The 17,333-nt window shown below is 71.9% G+C and carries 20 protein-coding genes; 13 read left to right on the top strand and 7 right to left on the bottom strand.

The window, feature by feature from the left end; all coding sequences use genetic code 11:
• The first annotated feature begins 65 nt into the window (after positions 1-65).
• A complete protein-coding gene (locus tag G127AT_RS02005; RefSeq protein ID WP_210899265.1) occupies positions 66-668 on the top strand; it encodes a histidine phosphatase family protein in 603 nt (200 codons plus the stop codon).
• 58 nt (positions 669-726) lie between these two features.
• Here G127AT_RS02005 and G127AT_RS02000 read toward each other — a convergent pair whose 3' ends face one another.
• Positions 727-1,254 carry a GNAT family N-acetyltransferase gene (locus G127AT_RS02000; RefSeq protein ID WP_244857687.1) on the bottom strand — a complete coding sequence of 176 codons (528 nt, stop codon included), beginning with the start codon at positions 1,252-1,254 and terminating at the stop codon, positions 727-729.
• Positions 1,255-1,327: 73 nt separating this feature from the next.
• Between G127AT_RS02000 and G127AT_RS01995 the strand changes: the two genes are divergently transcribed.
• Positions 1,328-2,086, top strand: a complete 759-nt coding sequence (locus tag G127AT_RS01995; RefSeq protein WP_210899263.1) for a 4-hydroxy-tetrahydrodipicolinate reductase — start codon at positions 1,328-1,330, stop codon at positions 2,084-2,086.
• Positions 2,083-2,535, top strand: a complete 453-nt coding sequence (locus G127AT_RS01990) for a hypothetical protein (protein WP_210899261.1) — start codon at positions 2,083-2,085, stop codon at positions 2,533-2,535. The genes G127AT_RS01995 and G127AT_RS01990 overlap by 4 nt, the downstream gene beginning before the upstream one ends.
• Here the strand turns inward: G127AT_RS01990 and G127AT_RS01985 are convergent.
• The 6 genes from G127AT_RS01985 to G127AT_RS01960 all read right to left on the bottom strand — a co-directional run bounded on the left by G127AT_RS01985 (position 2,498) and on the right by G127AT_RS01960 (position 6,324).
• Complete coding sequence (locus G127AT_RS01985; RefSeq protein ID WP_210899259.1) at positions 2,498-3,415, bottom strand: TIGR01777 family oxidoreductase; 918 nt, start codon at positions 3,413-3,415, stop codon at positions 2,498-2,500. The genes G127AT_RS01990 and G127AT_RS01985 overlap by 38 nt on opposite strands.
• Position 3,416: 1 nt before the next feature.
• Positions 3,417-3,842, bottom strand: a complete 426-nt coding sequence (locus G127AT_RS01980) for an OsmC family peroxiredoxin (protein ID WP_210899257.1) — start codon at positions 3,840-3,842, stop codon at positions 3,417-3,419.
• A gap of 102 nt (positions 3,843-3,944) precedes the next feature.
• Entirely contained in the window at positions 3,945-4,397 is a 453-nt protein-coding gene (locus tag G127AT_RS01975) for a DUF4395 domain-containing protein (RefSeq protein WP_210899255.1), read from the bottom strand.
• Positions 4,390-4,836, bottom strand: a complete 447-nt coding sequence (locus G127AT_RS01970) for a TlpA family protein disulfide reductase (protein ID WP_210899254.1) — start codon at positions 4,834-4,836, stop codon at positions 4,390-4,392. Before G127AT_RS01970 ends, G127AT_RS01975 begins: the two co-directional genes overlap by 8 nt.
• 76 nt (positions 4,837-4,912) lie before the next feature.
• Entirely contained in the window at positions 4,913-5,518 is a 606-nt protein-coding gene (locus G127AT_RS01965) for a dihydrofolate reductase (protein ID WP_210899252.1), read from the bottom strand.
• Positions 5,515-6,324, bottom strand: a complete 810-nt coding sequence (locus G127AT_RS01960; protein ID WP_244857686.1) for a thymidylate synthase — start codon at positions 6,322-6,324, stop codon at positions 5,515-5,517. The genes G127AT_RS01965 and G127AT_RS01960 overlap by 4 nt, the downstream gene beginning before the upstream one ends.
• Positions 6,325-6,443: 119 nt before the next feature.
• Here G127AT_RS01960 and dapA point away from each other — a divergent pair, with 119 nt between their 5' ends.
• The 10 genes from dapA (at position 6,444) to G127AT_RS01910 (ending at position 17,305) form a co-directional block, all read left to right on the top strand.
• On the top strand, positions 6,444-7,418 hold the full coding sequence (gene dapA, locus G127AT_RS01955) for a 4-hydroxy-tetrahydrodipicolinate synthase (RefSeq protein WP_210899247.1): 975 nt from the start codon (positions 6,444-6,446) through the stop codon (positions 7,416-7,418).
• 98 nt (positions 7,419-7,516) lie between these two features.
• Positions 7,517-9,193, top strand: coding sequence for a ribonuclease J (locus G127AT_RS01950; RefSeq protein WP_210899245.1), 1,677 nt, complete (start codon positions 7,517-7,519; stop codon positions 9,191-9,193).
• Positions 9,194-9,356: 163 nt separating this feature from the next.
• On the top strand, positions 9,357-10,412 hold the full coding sequence (locus G127AT_RS01945; protein WP_210899243.1) for a permuted SH3 domain-containing protein: 1,056 nt from the start codon (positions 9,357-9,359) through the stop codon (positions 10,410-10,412).
• On the top strand, positions 10,412-11,206 hold the full coding sequence (locus G127AT_RS01940; RefSeq protein ID WP_210901732.1) for an ABC transporter ATP-binding protein: 795 nt from the start codon (positions 10,412-10,414) through the stop codon (positions 11,204-11,206). The genes G127AT_RS01945 and G127AT_RS01940 overlap by 1 nt, the downstream gene beginning before the upstream one ends.
• Positions 11,203-12,441: an ABC transporter permease gene (locus tag G127AT_RS01935; protein ID WP_210899241.1), complete on the top strand. Its 1,239-nt coding sequence runs from the start codon at positions 11,203-11,205 to the stop codon at positions 12,439-12,441. Before G127AT_RS01940 ends, G127AT_RS01935 begins: the two co-directional genes overlap by 4 nt.
• Before the next feature lie 53 nt (positions 12,442-12,494).
• Entirely contained in the window at positions 12,495-15,332 is a 2,838-nt protein-coding gene (locus G127AT_RS01930) for an FtsK/SpoIIIE family DNA translocase (RefSeq protein WP_210899239.1), read from the top strand.
• Between the two features lie 92 nt (positions 15,333-15,424).
• A complete protein-coding gene (gene pgsA / locus G127AT_RS01925) occupies positions 15,425-16,015 on the top strand; it encodes a CDP-diacylglycerol--glycerol-3-phosphate 3-phosphatidyltransferase (RefSeq protein WP_210899237.1) in 591 nt (196 codons plus the stop codon).
• Entirely contained in the window at positions 16,012-16,530 is a 519-nt protein-coding gene (locus G127AT_RS01920; RefSeq protein WP_210899234.1) for a CinA family protein, read from the top strand. Before pgsA ends, G127AT_RS01920 begins: the two co-directional genes overlap by 4 nt.
• A gap of 146 nt (positions 16,531-16,676) precedes the next feature.
• Entirely contained in the window at positions 16,677-16,985 is a 309-nt protein-coding gene (locus G127AT_RS01915; RefSeq protein ID WP_210899232.1) for a helix-turn-helix domain-containing protein, read from the top strand.
• 95 nt (positions 16,986-17,080) lie between these two features.
• Positions 17,081-17,305 carry a DUF3046 domain-containing protein gene (locus G127AT_RS01910; RefSeq protein ID WP_210899230.1) on the top strand — a complete coding sequence of 75 codons (225 nt, stop codon included), beginning with the start codon at positions 17,081-17,083 and terminating at the stop codon, positions 17,303-17,305.
• Positions 17,306-17,333 lie beyond the last annotated feature (28 nt).

Below are 17,333 nucleotides of genomic sequence, written 5' to 3'. Positions count from 1 at the left end.
CCACCACCCCGACCCCGGTCGTCGCATAGCGACTCCGGCGGCACGCACCTCAGGAATCGAACACCGTGGCACACCACCTGTACCTCGTCCGGCATGGCGAGCAGCTCGACGCCGAGCACGGCATGCCCGACGGGCCCCTCTCACCGCGCGGCCGCCGTCAGGCCGGCCTCCTCGCCGAACGCCTCGGCGGCATCCCCTTCGACCACGCCTGGCATTCGCCGCTGCAGCGGGCGACCGAGACGGCCGCGATCATCTCCGCGAAGATGCCGGCGCTGACGCCCGAGCCCTCGCCGCTGCTCTTCGACTGCGTGCCCTCCGGCCCGTCGGAGGAGACGCCGTCGGCCTACGACCCGTTCTTCGGCTCGGTCACCGAGGCCGAGATCGAGGCCGGCCGGGCGCAGATGGAGGATGCGGTGGGGGAGTTCCTGCGGGCGCACCGCGGCGAACGCCACGATCTGCTCATCACGCACAACTTCGTCATCGCCTGGTTCGTGCGCGAGGTGCTCGGCGCCCCCGACTGGCGCTGGGTGTCGATCAATCAGGCCAACTGCGGGCTCACGGTGCTCACGCAGAAACCCGGCCGCCCGTGGAGCCTCGTCACCCACAACGACCTCGCGCACCTGCCGCCGGAGATGCGCACGGGGCTGCCCGAGCCGTACCTCATCTGAGCCTGCGGCGCCTCGGTGGTGGATGCCGGTGCGCGCCGCACCGGCATGTGCGCCGGTGTCAGAGGCGCTTGCCGTACCAGTTCGTCGCGTTCGGGTTGTCGTTGTAGGGCTCGATCGTGACGAAGCCGCTCGAACGGTACAGGCCCCCGGCCGCCTCGAGGCTCGCGTTGGTGTCGAGGACGAGTTCGCCGGCGCCGAAGGCGCGGGCACGCCGCTCGAGCTCTTCGAGCATCGCACGCCCGAGGCGCCGGCCGCGGGCCTCCGGCCGAACCCAGAGGTGCTTGACCTCGAACGTCACCGGGGCGTCGGCATCGCGCTGGATGCGGCGGACGCCGCCGCATGCGAGGGGCTCCGCCGCGGCATCCATCGCGCCGGGCCCGGCCTCGCCGGGGGCCGTCTCGGCGACGTCGTCGTCTTCGGCGACGAGGAACACGCCCGCCGGCGGGGTGAAGAAGCGCTGGTCGGGGAACGTCGTGCGATAGACGCCCTGCTCGGCGGGGAACCCCTCGGCGCGCTCGCGGAAATAGGCCTCCAGCATCCGATGGGCGGTCGGGTCGTCGACCGAGGTCTCGCGGTAGTGCAGCACCCGTCAACCCTACGACCGCCCGGAGGCCACGGAGCGCGGGTGGGGCACCGATGCGCGCGGGTAGGCTTGACGGGTGACGATCCGGGTCGCCGTGGCGGGAGCCACCGGCAAAATGGGCAGACTGGCCGAACGGCTCATCGAGGGCGCCGACGACCTCGAACCGCATGCGAGCCTCGACTCCTCGACCCCGCTCGAAGGGATGCGCGGCGCCGACGTGCTCTTCGACGTCACGAGCCCGGCCGCCAGCCCCGACATCGTCCGATACGCGGTGGATGCCGGCATCCCCGTCGTCGTCGGAACCTCCGGCTGGACGTCCGAACGCATCGCCGGCATCCGGCGGCTCGTGACCGCCGAACTCGAAGCCGGCCGCCGCGGCGCGGTGCTCTTCGTGCCGAACTTCTCCCTCGGCAGCGTGCTCGGCACGGCCTTCGCCCGCATCGCCGCACCCTTCTACGCCTCCATCGAGATCATCGAAGCCCATCACGCCGGCAAAACCGACTCGCCGTCCGGCACCGCGACCCGCACCGCCGAACTCATCGGCGACGCGCGCCGCGAGGCCGGGCCGGTCGCCGCACCCCACGCCGATCAGCGCGCACGCGGCCAGCTCGTGGCCGGCGTCCCCGTGCACAGCCTGCGCATGGACGGTCTGCTCGCCCGGCAGGACGTCGTGCTCGGCGGCGCCGGCGAAACCCTGACCCTGACCCACACCACCCTCTCCGAAGACTCCTACGCGGCCGGCATCCTCCACGCCCTGCGCACCGCCCCCACCGCCGAGGGCGTCAGCGTCGGCCTCGACGCGATCCTCGACCTGGGCCTCGGCACCGGCGCATGACCACCAAACTCGCCGCGCTCCTCATGGCGGCCCTCCTCGCCCTCTACATCGCGCTCGTCGGATGGCGGGCCGTGCAGTTCCTCGGCACCGGCGAACCCGTCGGCGTGGCCATCGGCGTCGTGCTCATCGTGCTGCCGGTGATCGCCGCCTGGGCGCTCTGGCGCGAGATCGCCTTCGGCATCCACTCGCAGCGACTGCTGCGCCGCCTCGAAGAGGAAGGCGGACTCGACGACCTCGGCCTGCCGGCCCGCGCCAGCGGCCGCGCCGATCGCGAAGCCGCCGAGGCCGCCTTCCCGCGATTCCGCGAGGCCGCCGAGGCCGAACCGGAGTCGTGGCGGGCCTGGCTGAGGCTCGGGCTCGGCTACGACGCCGCAGGCGACCGCCGCCGCGGCCGAGGGGCCGTGCGCCGGGCTATCGAGCTGGAACGGGCCGAGACGCGCGGGCGCTGACCGCGGCATCCAGCGCCTGCTCGACCGTCTCGTGCCGGAAGCGGAACCCGTCCTGCACGAGCCGCACCGGCAGGGCCTTCTGGCTGGCCAGCAGCAGTTCGCGGCCGGCCGCCCCCGCCAGGGCGTCCAGGGCTCCGTCGGGCACCGCGATCCAGTAGGGGCGGTGCAGACGCTCCGCGAGGCCGCCGAGCACCCGGTCGGCCGTCGCCGGAACCGGACCCGTCAGATTGAACGGCCCCTGTTCGGCGGAGCGCTCGAGGAGGTGCATCACGGCATCCACCTCGTCGTCGAGGGAGATCCACGGCCAATGCTGGCCGCCCGTGCCGAGGCGCGTGCCGAGCCCGGCGCGCGTGAGCCCGCGCACCCTGCCGAGCACCCCGCCGTCGCCGAGCACGACGCCCGAACGCAGCTGCACCACACGGGTCTCCTCTGGGGCGAGCTCCGCGGTCGCCTCCCACCGGTCGGCGAGATCGGCGAGGAAGCCCTCGCCCTTCTCCGAGGCCTCCGTGAGGCGTTCGCCCGGTCGGTCCCCGTAGAACCCGACCGCCGAAGCGTTCACGAACACCGCCGGCGCCCGGCGGGCTTTGCGCATCGCATCCGTCAGGGTGCGGGTGGCATCCAGCCGTGACGCGACGAGCTCCCTCGGCACCGCCGCCGTCCACGGGATGCGGGCCAGGGACGCACCGGCGAGGTTCACGACGGCATCCGCCCGGTCCATCACCGCGAAATCGATGACGCCGGCCGCCGGCGCCCACGACGACTCGTCGTCGGCCTCCGCGCGTCGCCGCACGAGTCGCACGACCTCGTGACCCTCGGCGACGAGGCGGGCCGTGAGGGCTCGGCCGATGAAGCCGGACGCACCGGCGATGAGGACCCGCACCTCAGGCCAGAACGGCTTCGATCGTGATCGGGATGCCGGCGAGGGCCTGCGAGATCGGGCACCCCGACTTCGCCTCCTCGGCGAAACGCGCGAAAGCCTCCTCGTCGAGGCCGGGAACGCGGGCGCTGACGAGCAGGTGGCTGCCGAGCACCCCGCGGCCGGCCTCGAAGGTGACCGCCGCGGTCGTCTGGATGCTCTCGGCTGTGAAGCCGGCGCCGGCGAGCGCATGCGAGAGCGCCATCGAGAAGCACGCCGAATGGGCCGCACCGAGCAGCTCCTCGGGGTTCGTCGTGTTGCGTTCGCCCTCCGCACGCGCCTTCCAGTCGACGGGGAACGCGGCCGCCTTCGAAGAGTCGAGGCTCACGGTGCCCGACCCCTCCATCAGCGTGCCGTTCCAGACCGTCGTGGATTCACTCGTCACCGACATGGCATCCTCCTCGTCGTCGCGTGCAGCCAGCCTAGGGTCTCGCGGCTGCCGGCGGGAGCCCCGGCGGACGCGCGGCGCGCCCGGCAACCCCGCCGGCGTCGCTCAGGCGCGGGCGATGACCCGTGCACGCACGAGCAGCAGGTACAGCCAGCAGCCCAGGCAGAAGTCGAAGGCCGCGTTCAGGAACGCCGCCACGAAGGCGATGGATGCCGCGATCGGCACCGCCGGGGCCACGCCGAATGCGCCCACGAGCAGCCCGACCGCCGTCACCACGAAGCCGACGCCCTGCGCGAAGGTCGGCGGGCGCGGATCCTCGAGCTCGGCCGGTGCGCCGAGGCGCGGCCGGACGAGCTTCGCGAACAGCAGCCCGTAGGGGTGGCGGCGGATGCCGGCGAAGGCGCCCCAGGCGAAGAGCGCGGCGATCACGGCGAGCATCCACCAGGCGGCGAGGCTTGCGCCGGCGAAGCCGACGACGGCGGTCGCCAGAAGCAGCACGGAGGTGATGGATGCGCCGAAGCGCGGGCCGCGCGGGTCGATGCCGGCGGGGTCAGACATGGAGGCTCCCGGTGAGGTCGTCGAGGCCGGCGCGCACGGCGCCCGGCCGTGGAACGCCGCCGATGCGGCCGCGCTGCACGCCGTCCGCATCGAGGATGAGGGTGGTCGGGGTCTGCAGCACGTTGAAACGGGTGACGAGATCGGCGCGGTTCGTCAGATCGATCTCGACATGGCGGACGCCGTCGACTTCGCCGGCGAGGGCGCCGAGACTGCGGGCGACGCCGGGGCACTGGCCGCAGAACTCCGTGGAGAACTGCACGAGGGTGGCCCGTTCGCCGAGGTCGCCGGGGCCCAGGCCGAGGAGTTCGGCGGGAGCGGTCGCGCCGGGCTGTTCGGCGGTGTCGCGGATGCGCCCCGTGCGGTGCTTCAGGACGAAGCCGATGGCGCACGTCGCCGCGAGCAGGCCGAGGCCGATGAGGGTCGCGGGCAGCCAGTCCATGATCATCAATGCTAGGCGGGCCCCGGCTGGGATTCGCCTGCGTGACCCAGGGTTACAGGGAACCCTGGGGCGGCGTTCAGCCCGCGACCGTTCGGCCTCGCGTGAAGGTGCGGAAGCGGTAGCGGATGCCGGTGCGCGAGGTGAGCCAGCCGTCGGCCGGGTCGAGCGCGATCTCGCGCCAGGAAGCGTCGAGCTCGGGAGCGCGGGTGTCGCCGGCGACCTCGAGATCGAGCTCGGTGACTTCGACGACATCGGCACGGCCGATCGCCTGCCGGTAGACCTCGCCGCCGCCGATGACCCAGACGGCGGGTGCGGATGACCCTTCGGCGGTGTCTGCGGCCCCGGGGCCCGCCGCGTCGGTGTCGGTGCCCCCGGGCTTCGCCGAGCCCGAGCCGGCGAGCGCGAGGGCCGCGTCGATGGATGCGGCGTGCTCGGCGCCGGCCGCAGACCAGGCCGGGTCGCGGGTGACGACGATGTTGCGGCGGCCGGGCAACGGCCGGAACCGCGGGGAGAGCGACTCCCAGGTCTTGCGGCCCATGACGACGGGGGCGCCGAGGGTGAGCTCTTTGAAATGCGCGAGGTCTTCGGGAACGTGCCACGGCATCCGCCCGCCGGCCCCGATGATGCGGTCGGCGGTCTGCGCCCAGATCAGCCCGATGCGCGGCCGGCCCTCGCCCGTCATACGGCGACGGCGCCGCGGATGGCCGGGTGGTGCTCGTAGCCCTCGACGGCGAAGTCCTCGTACTCGTAGTCGAAGATCGAGTCGGGGGTTCGGAGCAGCCGGAGCGTCGGCGCCGGGTAGGGCTTGCGCGTGAGCTGTTCGCGCACCTGCTCGAGGTGGTTGTCGTAGATGTGGCAGTCGCCGCCGGTCCAGACGAAGTCGCCGACCTCGAGACCGGTCTGCGCCGCGACCATATGGGTGAGCAGGGCGTAGGAGGCGATGTTGAACGGCACGCCGAGGAAGAGGTCGGCGCTGCGCTGGTAGAGCTGGCACGACAGCTTGCCGTCGGCGACGTAGAACTGGAACAGCGCGTGACAGGGCGCCAGGGCCATGTCGGGGATGTCGGCCGGGTTCCAGGCCGAGACGATGAGGCGGCGCGAGTCGGGGTCGTCGCGGATCCGCTCGACGACCTCGGCGATCTGGTCGATCGTGTCACCGCCCGGGGTCGGCCATGAGCGCCACTGCACCCCGTACACCGGGCCGAGCTCGCCGTCGGCGTCGGCCCATTCGTCCCAGATCGTGACGCCGTGCTCGCGGAGCCAGGCGACGTTCGAGGAGCCGCGGAGGAACCACAGCAGCTCGTAGGCGATCGACTTGAAGTGCACGCGCTTCGTCGTGATCAGCGGGAACCCCGCCGACAGGTCGAACCGCAGCTGCCGGCCGAACACGCTGAGCGTGCCGGTGCCGGTGCGGTCGCCCTTCGGCGTGCCGTGCTCGAGCACGTCGCGGAGCAGGTCTTCGTACGGGGTCGGGATCTCGGCTGCCACGCCCTCGATGCTATCCGCGCCCGCCGACACCGCCGCCCGGCCGCGCCCGCGCACCGCAGGCGTAGCTCCGGCGACCAGCCCGTCGCCGCCCACGCGCCGCGACCCGATAGCCTGAGAACGTGACTTCAGAGAATCCATTCGGACAGGTGCTCGTCGCGCTCGTCACGCCGATGACGGCGGACGGCGAGGTCGATTGGCCCGCGGTGGAGAAGCACATCGACGATGTCGTCTCGGCCGGCGCCGACGGCATCGTCGTCACGGGCACCACGGGGGAGACGTCCACCCTCACCGACCCCGAGAAGATCCGCCTCGTCGAGGTCGGCAAAGACGTCGCGGCGGGGCGCGCGAAGATCATCACGGGCGGCGGCTCGAACGAGACGGCGCACGCGATCGAGCTGTACCAGAAGAGCGAGCAGGCCGGCGCCGACGGCATCATGATCGTCACGCCGTACTACAACAAGCCGACGCAGGCGGGCATCCTCACCCACTTCCGGCTCGTCGCCGACGCGACCGATCTGCCCGTCATCCTCTACGACATCCCGGGCCGCACGGGCGTGCCGATCAGATACGAGACGATCCTGCGCCTGGCCAAGCACCCGAACATCCTCGCCGTCAAGGACGCCAAGGGCGACTTCAGCGAGGTCAGCCGGGTGCTGAACCAGACCGACCTCATGTACTTCTCCGGCGACGACGCGAACGTGCTGCCGCATCTGGCGATCGGGGCGACGGGCCTCGTCGGCGTGACGGCGAACATCGCGCCGGCTCCGTACCGCACGATCGTGGATGCCGTCAATCGCGGCGACCTGCATGCGGCCACCGAGGCGCATCGCCGGCTCGAGCCGCTCGTGCGGGCGACGATGACCCATGTGCCGGGCACGGTCGCGGCCAAGTACATCCTGCACGGCCTCGGCCGCATCGGCAGCCCGCGCGTGCGCCTGCCGCTGGTCGGGCCGGAGGAGTGGGAGGCCGCGCTCATCGAGGACGAGATCGATCTCGTCTCCGGCATCGACGGCGTCGACTTCTCCAACTTCCGCCCCGACCGCAATGCGGCCGCCGGCGGCGCCCTGCCGAAGGTGGCCGGCACGACGCGCTGAGCGTGCGGATGCCGTGGCGCACGGCATCCGCCCACGAGACACCGCGGGAGCCGCTGGGCCCCGCACCGAACACGACAACCGAAGAGAATGGAGGGCTCATGCCCGACGTCGTCATCGATCCGCCGCAGCTCGAGCCGGGCACGCTCCGCGTGATCCCGATCGGGGGGCTCGGCGAGGTCGGCCGGAACATGACGAGCTTCGAGATCGACGGCAAGATCCTCATCGTCGACTGCGGTGTGCTGTTCCCCGAGGAGCATCAGCCGGGCGTCGACCTGATCCTGCCCGATTTCGGCTTCCTGCGTGACCGCGTCGACGACATCGTCGGCGTCGTGCTCACGCACGGTCACGAAGACCACATCGGCGGGGTGCCGTATCTGCTCCGCCTGAAGGGCGACATCCCGATCGTGGGTTCGCAGCTGACCCTCGCGCTGACCGAGGCGAAGCTGAAGGAGCACCGTATCAAGCCGTACAGCCTGACGGTGCGGGAGGGGCAGCGCGAGCAGCTGGGGCCGTTCGAGCTCGAGTTCGTCGCGGTGAACCATTCGATCCCCGATGCGCTGGCGGTCGCGGTGAAGACCGAGGCCGGCACGGTGCTGGCCACGGGCGATTTCAAGATGGATCAGCTTCCGCTGGACGGCCGGCTGACCGACCTGCGCGAGTTCGCCCGCCTCGGCGAGGAGGGCGTGGACCTCTTCCTCGTCGATTCGACGAACGCGGATGTTCCGGGCTTCACGCCGCTGGAGCGGTCGATCGGCCCGGTGCTGGACGAGGTCATCGCCCGGGCCCCGCGCCGGGTGATCGTGGCGAGCTTCTCGAGCCATGTGCACCGGGTGCAGCAGGTGCTGGACGCCGCGTACGCGAACGGCCGCCGGGTGGCCCTGCTCGGCCGCAGCATGGTGCGCAACATGGGCATCGCCGCCGATCTCGGCTACCTGAAGGTGCCGCCGGGGGTGCTGATCGACTACAAGAAGGCCGGCGACGTTCCCGACGACGAGATCGTCTTCATGTCGACGGGGTCGCAGGGTGAGCCGATGGCGGTGCTGAGCCGCATGGCCAACCGCGAGCACGATGTCGAGGTCGGCGATGGCGACACGGTGATCCTCGCTTCGAGCCTGATCCCGGGCAACGAGAACGCCGTGTACCGCGTGATCGACGGGCTCACGAAGCTCGGCGCGAACGTGGTGCACAAGGCGAACGCGAAGGTGCACGTCTCCGGGCATGCGGCGGCCGGCGAGCTGCTGTACGTGTACAACATCCTGAAGCCGGCGAACGTGCTGCCGGTGCACGGCGAGTACCGGCACCTGGTCGCCAACGCGAAGCTCGCCCGCGACACGGGCGTGCCGGAGGCGCGCACCTTCATCGGGGCGAACGGCGCCGTCTACGACCTGAAGGACGGCGAGGTGCGCGAGGCGGGCCAGCTCGATCTCGGGTTCGTCTACGTCGACGGCGCGACGGTCGGCGAGATCACCGATGCGGATCTGAAGGACCGCCGCATCCTCGGCGAGGAGGGCTTCATCTCGGTCATCGTGGTGGTGGATGCCTCGACGGGCAAGATCATCGTGGGCCCGGAGATCCATGCGCGCGGCTTCGCCGAGGACGATTCGGTCTTCGAGGAGGTCAAGCCGAAGATCTCGGCGGCGCTGCTGGAGGCGGCGCAGAACGGCGTACGCGACCAGCACGCCCTGCAGCAGGCCGTGCGCCGCACGGTCGGCACCTGGGTGAACCGTCGTCTGCGGCGCCGCCCGATGCTCGTGCCGCTCGTCATCGAGGCGTAGGCGGGGTGCGGATGCCGGGCGCGTCATCGCCCCGGCATCCGTCGTCGTCCCCCTCAGGGCGAACCCGGAGCGCACCCTGAGAGGGGCTACCGCGGCTCCCGCCCGGGCAATAGGCTCGGCGTGCCCCGGCGACCGGACCGGGCGACGAAGGAGTGCCCGGGGCATGTGGCGCAAGTGGATCTTCCCGACCTTGAAGACGGTGCTGGCGGTGGTGATCGCGGTCGCCTTGGTGAAGCTCGCGTTCTTCCCCGACCAGCCTGCGGTCGAGGCTTCGATCACTCCGGGCGGCACGGTCTCCGAGCCCGAGTTCGTCGTGGCCGAGGGGTCGATCGTGAACGACGTCGTGCTGACGGGCACGGTGAACGCCGATGCGGCGGTCGCAGTGAAGGCCGCGGGTACGGGCGTGGTCGACGAGGTGTTCATCGCGCAGGGTTCGCAGGTCGCCGCCGGCGACAAGATCTACGACATCAAGGTGGAGGATCCGGTCGAGGAGGCCGTGGTCGCCCCGGTCCAGCCGGGCCCCGACGGGCAGCTGCCGGCGGTGCAGGCGCCGGCCGGGCCGAGCTACCATTTCGAGCCGGTGCTGGCGCCGGCCGCCGGCGTCCTGACGGCGCTGGACGTGATCCCGGGCCAGCCCGTGTCGACGGGGGAGGTGTCGGGTCAGGTGGCGCCGCCGTCGTTCAACGTGTCGGCGTCGCTCAGCCCCGAGCAGCAGTACCGGCTGACGGATCGCCCGGGCGAGGCGAACGTCGTCATCGCCGGCGGCCCGGCGCCGTTCACCTGCACGGACCTGGCGATCTCGACGCCGCTCGCCGGTCAGGGCGGCGGAGCCGGCTCGGCGGACGGCGCGGCCGAGGCGGGCGGGGGAACGACGGTGAGCTGCCGGGTGCCGGCCGAGGTGCAGGTGTTCGCCGGTCTGTCGGCGCAGGTGACGATCGCGGCCGGCCGGGCCGAGGGGGTGCTCGTGGTGCCGACGACGGCCGTCGAGGGCGGGGCGGAGTCGGGGGTGGTCTGGCTGGTGGATGCCGCGGGCGGCGAGCCCGTCGAACAGCCCGTGAAGCTCGGCATCACCGACGGCGCACAGGTCGAGGTCGTCGAGGGGCTGGCGGCCGGGGACGCGGTCCTGCAGTTCGTTCCGGGCGCCTCGGCGGTGCCGCCGGGCATGGAGGGCTGCCAGGAGATGGGCGGCGGCGCGGTCATGTGCATGAGCGCGAAGTGATGCTCGTCGAGGCGAGGGGCGTCGGCCGCACGGTCGAGTTGCCGGGCGGGGAGCCGTTGACGATCCTCTCGGACGTGGATCTGACGGTCGCCGAACACGACCTGGTCTCGATCGTTGGGCGGTCGGGGTCCGGCAAGTCGACCCTGTTGAACCTGCTGGGGCTGCTCGATGCGCCGACGCACGGAGAGCTCCGGCTCTTCGGCGAGGACACGGCCCGGCTCGGCGGGCGGGCCCGCGACCGGCTGCGGGGCAGCGCGATCGGCTTCGTGTTCCAGCAGTTCAATCTGCTGCCCGGGCGCACGGCGCTCGAGAACGTGCAGACGCCGCTGCTGTATGCCGACGGCCGGGAGTTCTGGCAGCGGGAGCGCCTCGCTCGGGAGATGCTCGAGCGCGTCGGGCTCGGCGAACGTCTCAAGACCAGGCCCGAGCGGCTCTCCGGCGGCGAGCAGCAGCGCGTGGCGATCGCCCGTGCCCTCATCCGCCGCCCGCGGCTGATCCTCGCCGACGAGCCGACGGGCGCCCTCGATCTCGAGACGGGTGCGAGCGTCATGTCGCTGATCGAAGAGGTCGCCGCCGAGACGGGGGCGGCGCTCGTCACGATCACCCACGACCCGGCGATCGCGGCTCGATCGAAGCGGCACTTCCGGCTCGAGGCGGGCCGGCTGCTGCCGGCCGAGCATGCGGCGGGGCCGGATGCGGCGGCGGGTGCGGATGCCGGGGCGCGCCCCGATCCGGCCGGTCGCCCGCTGCACGTCGGCGTCCCGGCATCGGCCGCCGAGGAGGTGGTCGTGTGAACACGCTCGCGCGCCTCGCGACCCGTCTCGTCAGCACCGTCGTCGAGGCACTGGAGGAGCTGCGCATCCACCGCGGTCGCGTGCTGCTCTCGCTCGTCGGCGTCGCCGTGGCCGTCTGCGCCCTGGCGACCGTGGTCGGCGCCGCCGCGATCGCGGAGCAGGGCGGCCGCGAGACGCAGGAACGCGCCGGCGGCCGGCCGGCGACGATCCAGTTCAGCGTCGGAACGCCGGACGGCGCGCTCGACACCGCCTCGTTCGACGCCGCATGGGCGACGGTGCTCGACCGCTACGAGGTCGACTACTCCAGCCGGAACGTCGGCGGCACGGTGCGCACCCAGTTCGCCGACGGGGTCGTCGCCGTGCCGGTGCAGGCCGTCGACGCCGACTACGGGGTCATCCACCGTCTGCAGCTGCAGGAAGGCCGCTGGTTCGTCGACCGGGACGCGGACCGCCTCGCGCCGGCGATCGTCGTGAACTCGATCTTCTGGGACCGCATGGGCCGGCCGCCGCTCGCGACGCATCCCACGGTGGAACTGGCGACCGCACCGCGCGCGACGGCCGTCGTGATCGGCGTCCAGCCGCCGCAGCAGTGGGAGGAGGAACCGTCGGCGATCATGCTCTACGACGCATATGCGGCCGTCGCACCGCCCGCCGGGCCCGCCTCCGACATGATGGGCTTCGGCACCCCGAGCTACGAGGCGTGGGTGGGCGAGGAGATCGCCGACCCGTTCATGCAGCGCGTGAGCGAGGATCTGCAGGCCGAGACGGCCGGGGGAGTCACCGTCGACGGGTACCGCACGGATTACGCGGCGTGGGGCGAGGACCCGTATCTCATGCTGAAGCTCCTCGTCGGCGGCGTCGCCGCGGTCATCCTCCTGCTCGGCGCCCTCGGCCTGCTGAACATCGCCCTGGTCACCGTCCGCACCCGCATCCGCGAGATCGGGGTGCGACGCAGTTTCGGCGCGACCGGCGGGAGGGTGTTCTTCTCGGTGCTCATGGAGAGCGTCGTCGGCACCTTCCTCGCCGGCGTCGTCGGCGTCGGGGTGTCGATCCTGCTCGTGAAGAGCCCGCTCATGGACCTGGTCCTCGGCGGCACCGTCGAGGACCTGCCGGGCTTCCCCGTCGAGGCCGCCGTGCTCGGCATCGGCTCCGCGGTCGCCGTCGGGGCCCTGGCCGGGCTGCTGCCGGCGCTCGCCGCAGTGCGGGTCAAGGTGATCGACGCGATCCGCTTCTGAACACTCCCGGCGGCCCGCGAGGCGGTGTCGGCGGCTGGCAATACCCTGGAGGAATGGCTACGGGCACCAAGTCGAGCGGTCGCGGATCGAGCACGCGGAGCACCTCGTCGCGCTCGGGTCGCGGCACCACCTCGCGCACGGCGCCGACGAAGAAGCTGCCCGCCGCGCCGCGCGGACGGACGAAGGTCGACGACCGCCCGGGGCTCGCGATGCGGGCGTGGATGGGCCTGGCCCACCTCACCGGCGGTGCGGCGCGCGCCCTGGGCCCCGAGACGCTGCAGAAAGAGGAGCGGCGCGACGGCGGCCCCTTCTTCATCGTGCTGCTCGCGGTCGCCGGCGCGGTCGTGGAGTGGTTCTTCATCAACGATCCCGTCGCCCGAACGCTCGACGCGTGGAGCTTCGGCGGCCTCTTCGGCCGGCTCGCGTTCGCGCTGCCGGTGATCATGCTGTGCTTCGCCGTGTGGCTCTTCCGTCACCCGTCGAGCGTGCACGACAACACGCGGATCGGCATCGGCCTCGGAGTGCTGCTGCTGTCGATCGCGGGTCTCTCCCACCTCTTCGGCGGGCTGCCGCAGCCGAGCGCCGGAATGGAGGTGCTCGCGCGCGCCGGCGGCATCCTCGGGTGGATGCTCGCGCAGCCCCTCGTGTTCCTCACGACCGTCTACGGCGCGAGCGCGATCCTCATCGTCCTCCTCCTGCTCTCGCTCCTCATCATCACGAAGACACCGCCGAACCGCATTCCGGCGAGGTTCCGCGAGCTCTACGAATGGCTCTTCGGCGCGACGATCGATGAAGCGGACGAGCCGAAGGCCGAGAAGCCGGCCAAAGCGAAGAAGCCCCGCAAGAGCGAGCAGCCCGAACTCGACGGCATCGACGATCCGCCGGCCGCCGAGGGCATGCTGCCGTGGTGGCGTCGCAACGCGACCAAGCGCGAGGAGGAGCCCGAGTCCGACACCGACGCCATGACGGGCCTCACCGAGGTCTTCGGCGGCGACAGCGCGGCCGGCAGCTTCGAGAGCCCCATCGAGGGGGCGGGCGGCGCGTACGGCAGCGAGGTGCAGGGCGCCCTCGACCGGGCCGAAGCCGCCGTCGGGGCCTCGACGGGCGAGGCGCCGTCGGGGGCCACGGGCCTCCGCGACGACGGCGCCGAGCTTCCGGCCTTCCTGGGCGGGCCCGGCAGCGGCCCCGAGGGTGCGGATGCCGCGGGCGAGGCCGCCGAGCCCGAACCCGACCGCCCGTACCACCTGCCGGCCGCCTCGACCCTCGCCGCAGGCGCGCCGGGGAAGGCGCGCTCCTCGGTCAACGACGAGGTCGTCAGGCAGATCACCGGGGTGCTCGACCAGTTCGGCGTCGACGCGAAGGTCACGGGTTTCTCGCGCGGCCCGACGGTCACCCAGTACGAGATCGAGCTCGGCCCGGGGGTGAAGGTGGAGCGCGTCACGGCGCTCTCGAAGAACCTCGCCTACGCCGTGGCCTCGAACGAGGTGCGGATCCTCTCGCCGATCCCGGGCAAATCCGCCATCGGCGTCGAGATCCCCAACGCCGACCGCGAGATCGTCACGCTCGGCGACGTGCTGCGCTCGAATGCGATGGTCAGCGGCAAGCATCCGATGACGATCGGCGTCGGCAAGGACGTCGGCGGCGGCTACGTCGTGGCGAACCTCGCGAAGATGCCGCACCTGCTCGTGGCCGGCTCAACCGGATCGGGCAAGTCGAGCTTCGTGAACTCGATGATCACGAGCCTGCTCATGCGGGCCAAGCCCGCCGATGTGCGCATGGTCCTCATCGACCCCAAGCGCGTCGAACTCGCCCCGTACGCCGGGGTGCCTCACCTCATCACGCCCATCATCACGAACCCCAAGAAGGCCGCCGAGGCGCTGCAGTGGGTCGTGAAGGAGATGGACATGCGCTACGACGACCTCGCATCGTTCGGCTTCCGCCACATCGACGACTTCAACAAGGCCGTCGTCAACGACGAGATCGTGCTGCCGGCCGGCTCCGAGCGCAAGCTCAAGCCCTACCCGTACCTCCTCGTCGTCGTCGACGAGCTCGCCGACCTCATGATGGTCGCCCCGCGCGACGTCGAAGACTCGATCGTGCGCATCACCCAGCTCGCGCGGGCCTCCGGCATCCACCTGGTGCTGGCCACCCAGCGGCCCTCGGTCGACGTCGTCACCGGCCTCATCAAGGCGAACGTGCCGAGCCGGCTCGCCTTCGCGGTCACGAGCGTCACCGACTCCCGTGTCATCCTCGACCAGCCGGGCGCCGACAAGCTCATCGGGCAGGGCGACGGCCTCTTCCTGCCGATGGGCGCCTCCAAGCCGATCCGCGTGCAGGGAGCCTGGGTCACCGAGGCCGAGATCGAGAAGGTCGTCAAGCACGTCACCCGGCAGGCGCGGCCCGAGTATCGCAAGGACGTCGAGGCGGTCGTCGAGAAGAAGGAGATCGACTCCGACATCGGCGACGACCTCGAGCTGCTGCTCGCGGCCGCCGAACTCGTCGTCTCCACGCAGTTCGGCTCGACCTCGATGCTGCAGCGGAAGCTCCGCGTCGGCTTCGCGAAGGCCGGGCGGCTCATGGACCTCCTGGAGTCGCGCGAGATCGTCGGCCCCTCGGAGGGCTCGAAGGCCCGCGACGTGCTCGCGACGGCGGAGCAGCTGCCGGCGGTGCTCGCAGGCCTCCGCGGCGACCCCGTGCCCGGCGGGTCTTCGTCGGCGGCGGCCACGGCATCCACCGGACCGGCACCGACTGCCGGCCCGGCACCCGTGCCGGCTTCGAGCGGCGGCGACGACCGCTACGACGATGATCCCGTGGCCCGGCAGACGGCGGGCCTGCCCGAGGTCGAGGCCGAGTCCGACGAAGACGCCTGGGGCCTGACCGGCCGCGACTGAGCGGCCCCGCCGCCGCCCGCGACGGCAGCCCGCGGCCGCCGCGGGCGGCCGGACCGCCCCGAACCGGCTCGGCCCGCCGGTATCCTGGCTGCATGACGTCCCCCGCCGCCAGGTCGGCGAACTGGAATCTGCCCAACGCGATCACCGTCGTGCGCATTCTCGCTGCGCCCGTCTTCTTCTGGCTGCTGCTGGCCGATGCCGGCTCCGACGGCCCGATGCGGTGGATCGCCGCGGCGCTGTTCGTCGTCGCGATCGCCACCGACGGCATCGACGGGCACATCGCCAGGTCCCGGGGGCTCGTGACCGATCTCGGCAAGATCCTCGACCCGATCGCCGACAAGCTGCTGACGAGCGGTGCCCTCGTCTGCCTGTCGATCCTCGGCGAACTGTGGTGGTGGGTGACGATCGTCATCGTCGTGCGCGAGGTCGGGATCACGGTATGGCGTTTCGTGGAGCTCGGCCGCGGCACCGTCGTGCCCGCCTCCTCGGGCGGCAAGCTGAAGACCGTCGTGCAGGCCGTCGCGATCTCCTTCGCCCTCACGCCCCTGTGGGTGCTCGTCGGCGACTGGGTGCTGTGGGTGAACTGGGTGCTGATGGGTGCGGCCCTCGCACTGACGGTGTGGTCCGGCATCCGCTACCTCGTCGATGCCGGCCGTCTCGCACGCGAAGGAGGGGCGCGATGACCGACGTCACCGCCGAGCTCGTCCGGGCGCTCGCCGAGCGCGGCTGGCGCGCGGCCGTCGCCGAGTCCCTGACGGGCGGTGCGCTCGCCGCCGAGATCGTGCGCATCCCGGGGGCGTCCGAGGTGTTCAGCGGCGGCATCGTCGCCTACGCGACCGAGCTGAAGCACACCCTCCTCGGCGTGGATTTCGGCCTCCTCGCCGTGCACGGCCCGGTGGATGCCGAGGTCGCCCGCCGCATGGCCGACGGCGTGCGCCGGGCCGCGGCCCTCGACGGGCTGCCCGCCGAGCTCGGGATCGCGACGACGGGGGTGGCCGGGCCCGACCCGCAGGACGGGCATCCGCCCGGCACCGTATTCGTCGGGATCGCCTCGCCGGAGGGGGTCCGCTCGGTCGCCCTCGAGCTCGCCGGCGACCGGGACGCGATTCGGCGCGAGACGGTGCGCCGGGCGATCGAAGAGGCCCGTTCGGAGCTCGGCCCGAGCGTGTCGGAGTCGTCGGTGGAGCGGGCGGAATAGTCTTCGTGAACAGCGTGTTACAGGTGGCAGGTTCACACGAAAGGCCCAGTTCGCGCCACTAGTGTCGGAGCATGGGGGACGGGATAGGATTGTCCCCCCGCTACCGGTTCGAAACGGTCGCGGCTGGCGGAGATGAGGAGGTTCCGATGGTTCTGGTTCGTCAGGAAATCGGCGATGTGCTGAGGGACTTCCGCCTGCAGAAGGGGCGCACGCTCCGTCAGGTCGCCAGCAAGGCCAGCGTCGCCCTCGGGTATCTGAGCGAGGTCGAGCGCGGCCAGAAGGAAGCGTCGTCCGAGATCCTCGCATCGGTGGCCGAAGCCCTCGATACGCCGATCTCGGTCATCATGCACGAGGTGGGCGATCGCCTGGCGGTCGTCGAGGGCCTCAGTGCCGTGCCGGACAGCTTGCCCGACGAGCTCGTGGCCGAGTTCGACGCGGACATGATGGTGCGCTAACCCCGGAGAACGTGGATCGAAGGCCGGTCGGAAGACCGGCCTTCGTCATGCGCGGCATCGTCGTGGATGATGGATGCGCGCAGAAGGAGGCGCGGATGAAGCTCAGCGAGTTCCGGCAGGCGGTCGCCGACGAGTTCGGCGAGTCGTACGGCCGGGTCGTGCTCGGCGATCTCGTGCTGCCCGGTATCGGGTGCACGGCGGACGATGCGCTGGCCGCGGGGGTGCCGGCGCGCGAGGTGTGGCTGGCCCTCTGCGAGGCCACGGAGGTGCCCGAATCGCGCCGTTACGGTGTGGGCCGGCTGGATCCGAAGCGCCGCTGATCGGCTCCGGATGCCGTGGGTCGATCGA

Source organism: Agromyces archimandritae (assembly GCF_018024495.1).
Classification (GTDB): domain Bacteria; phylum Actinomycetota; class Actinomycetes; order Actinomycetales; family Microbacteriaceae; genus Agromyces; species Agromyces archimandritae.
Note: the sequence above shows the minus strand (reverse complement) of the source record. Positions and strands in the feature narration are given on the sequence as shown.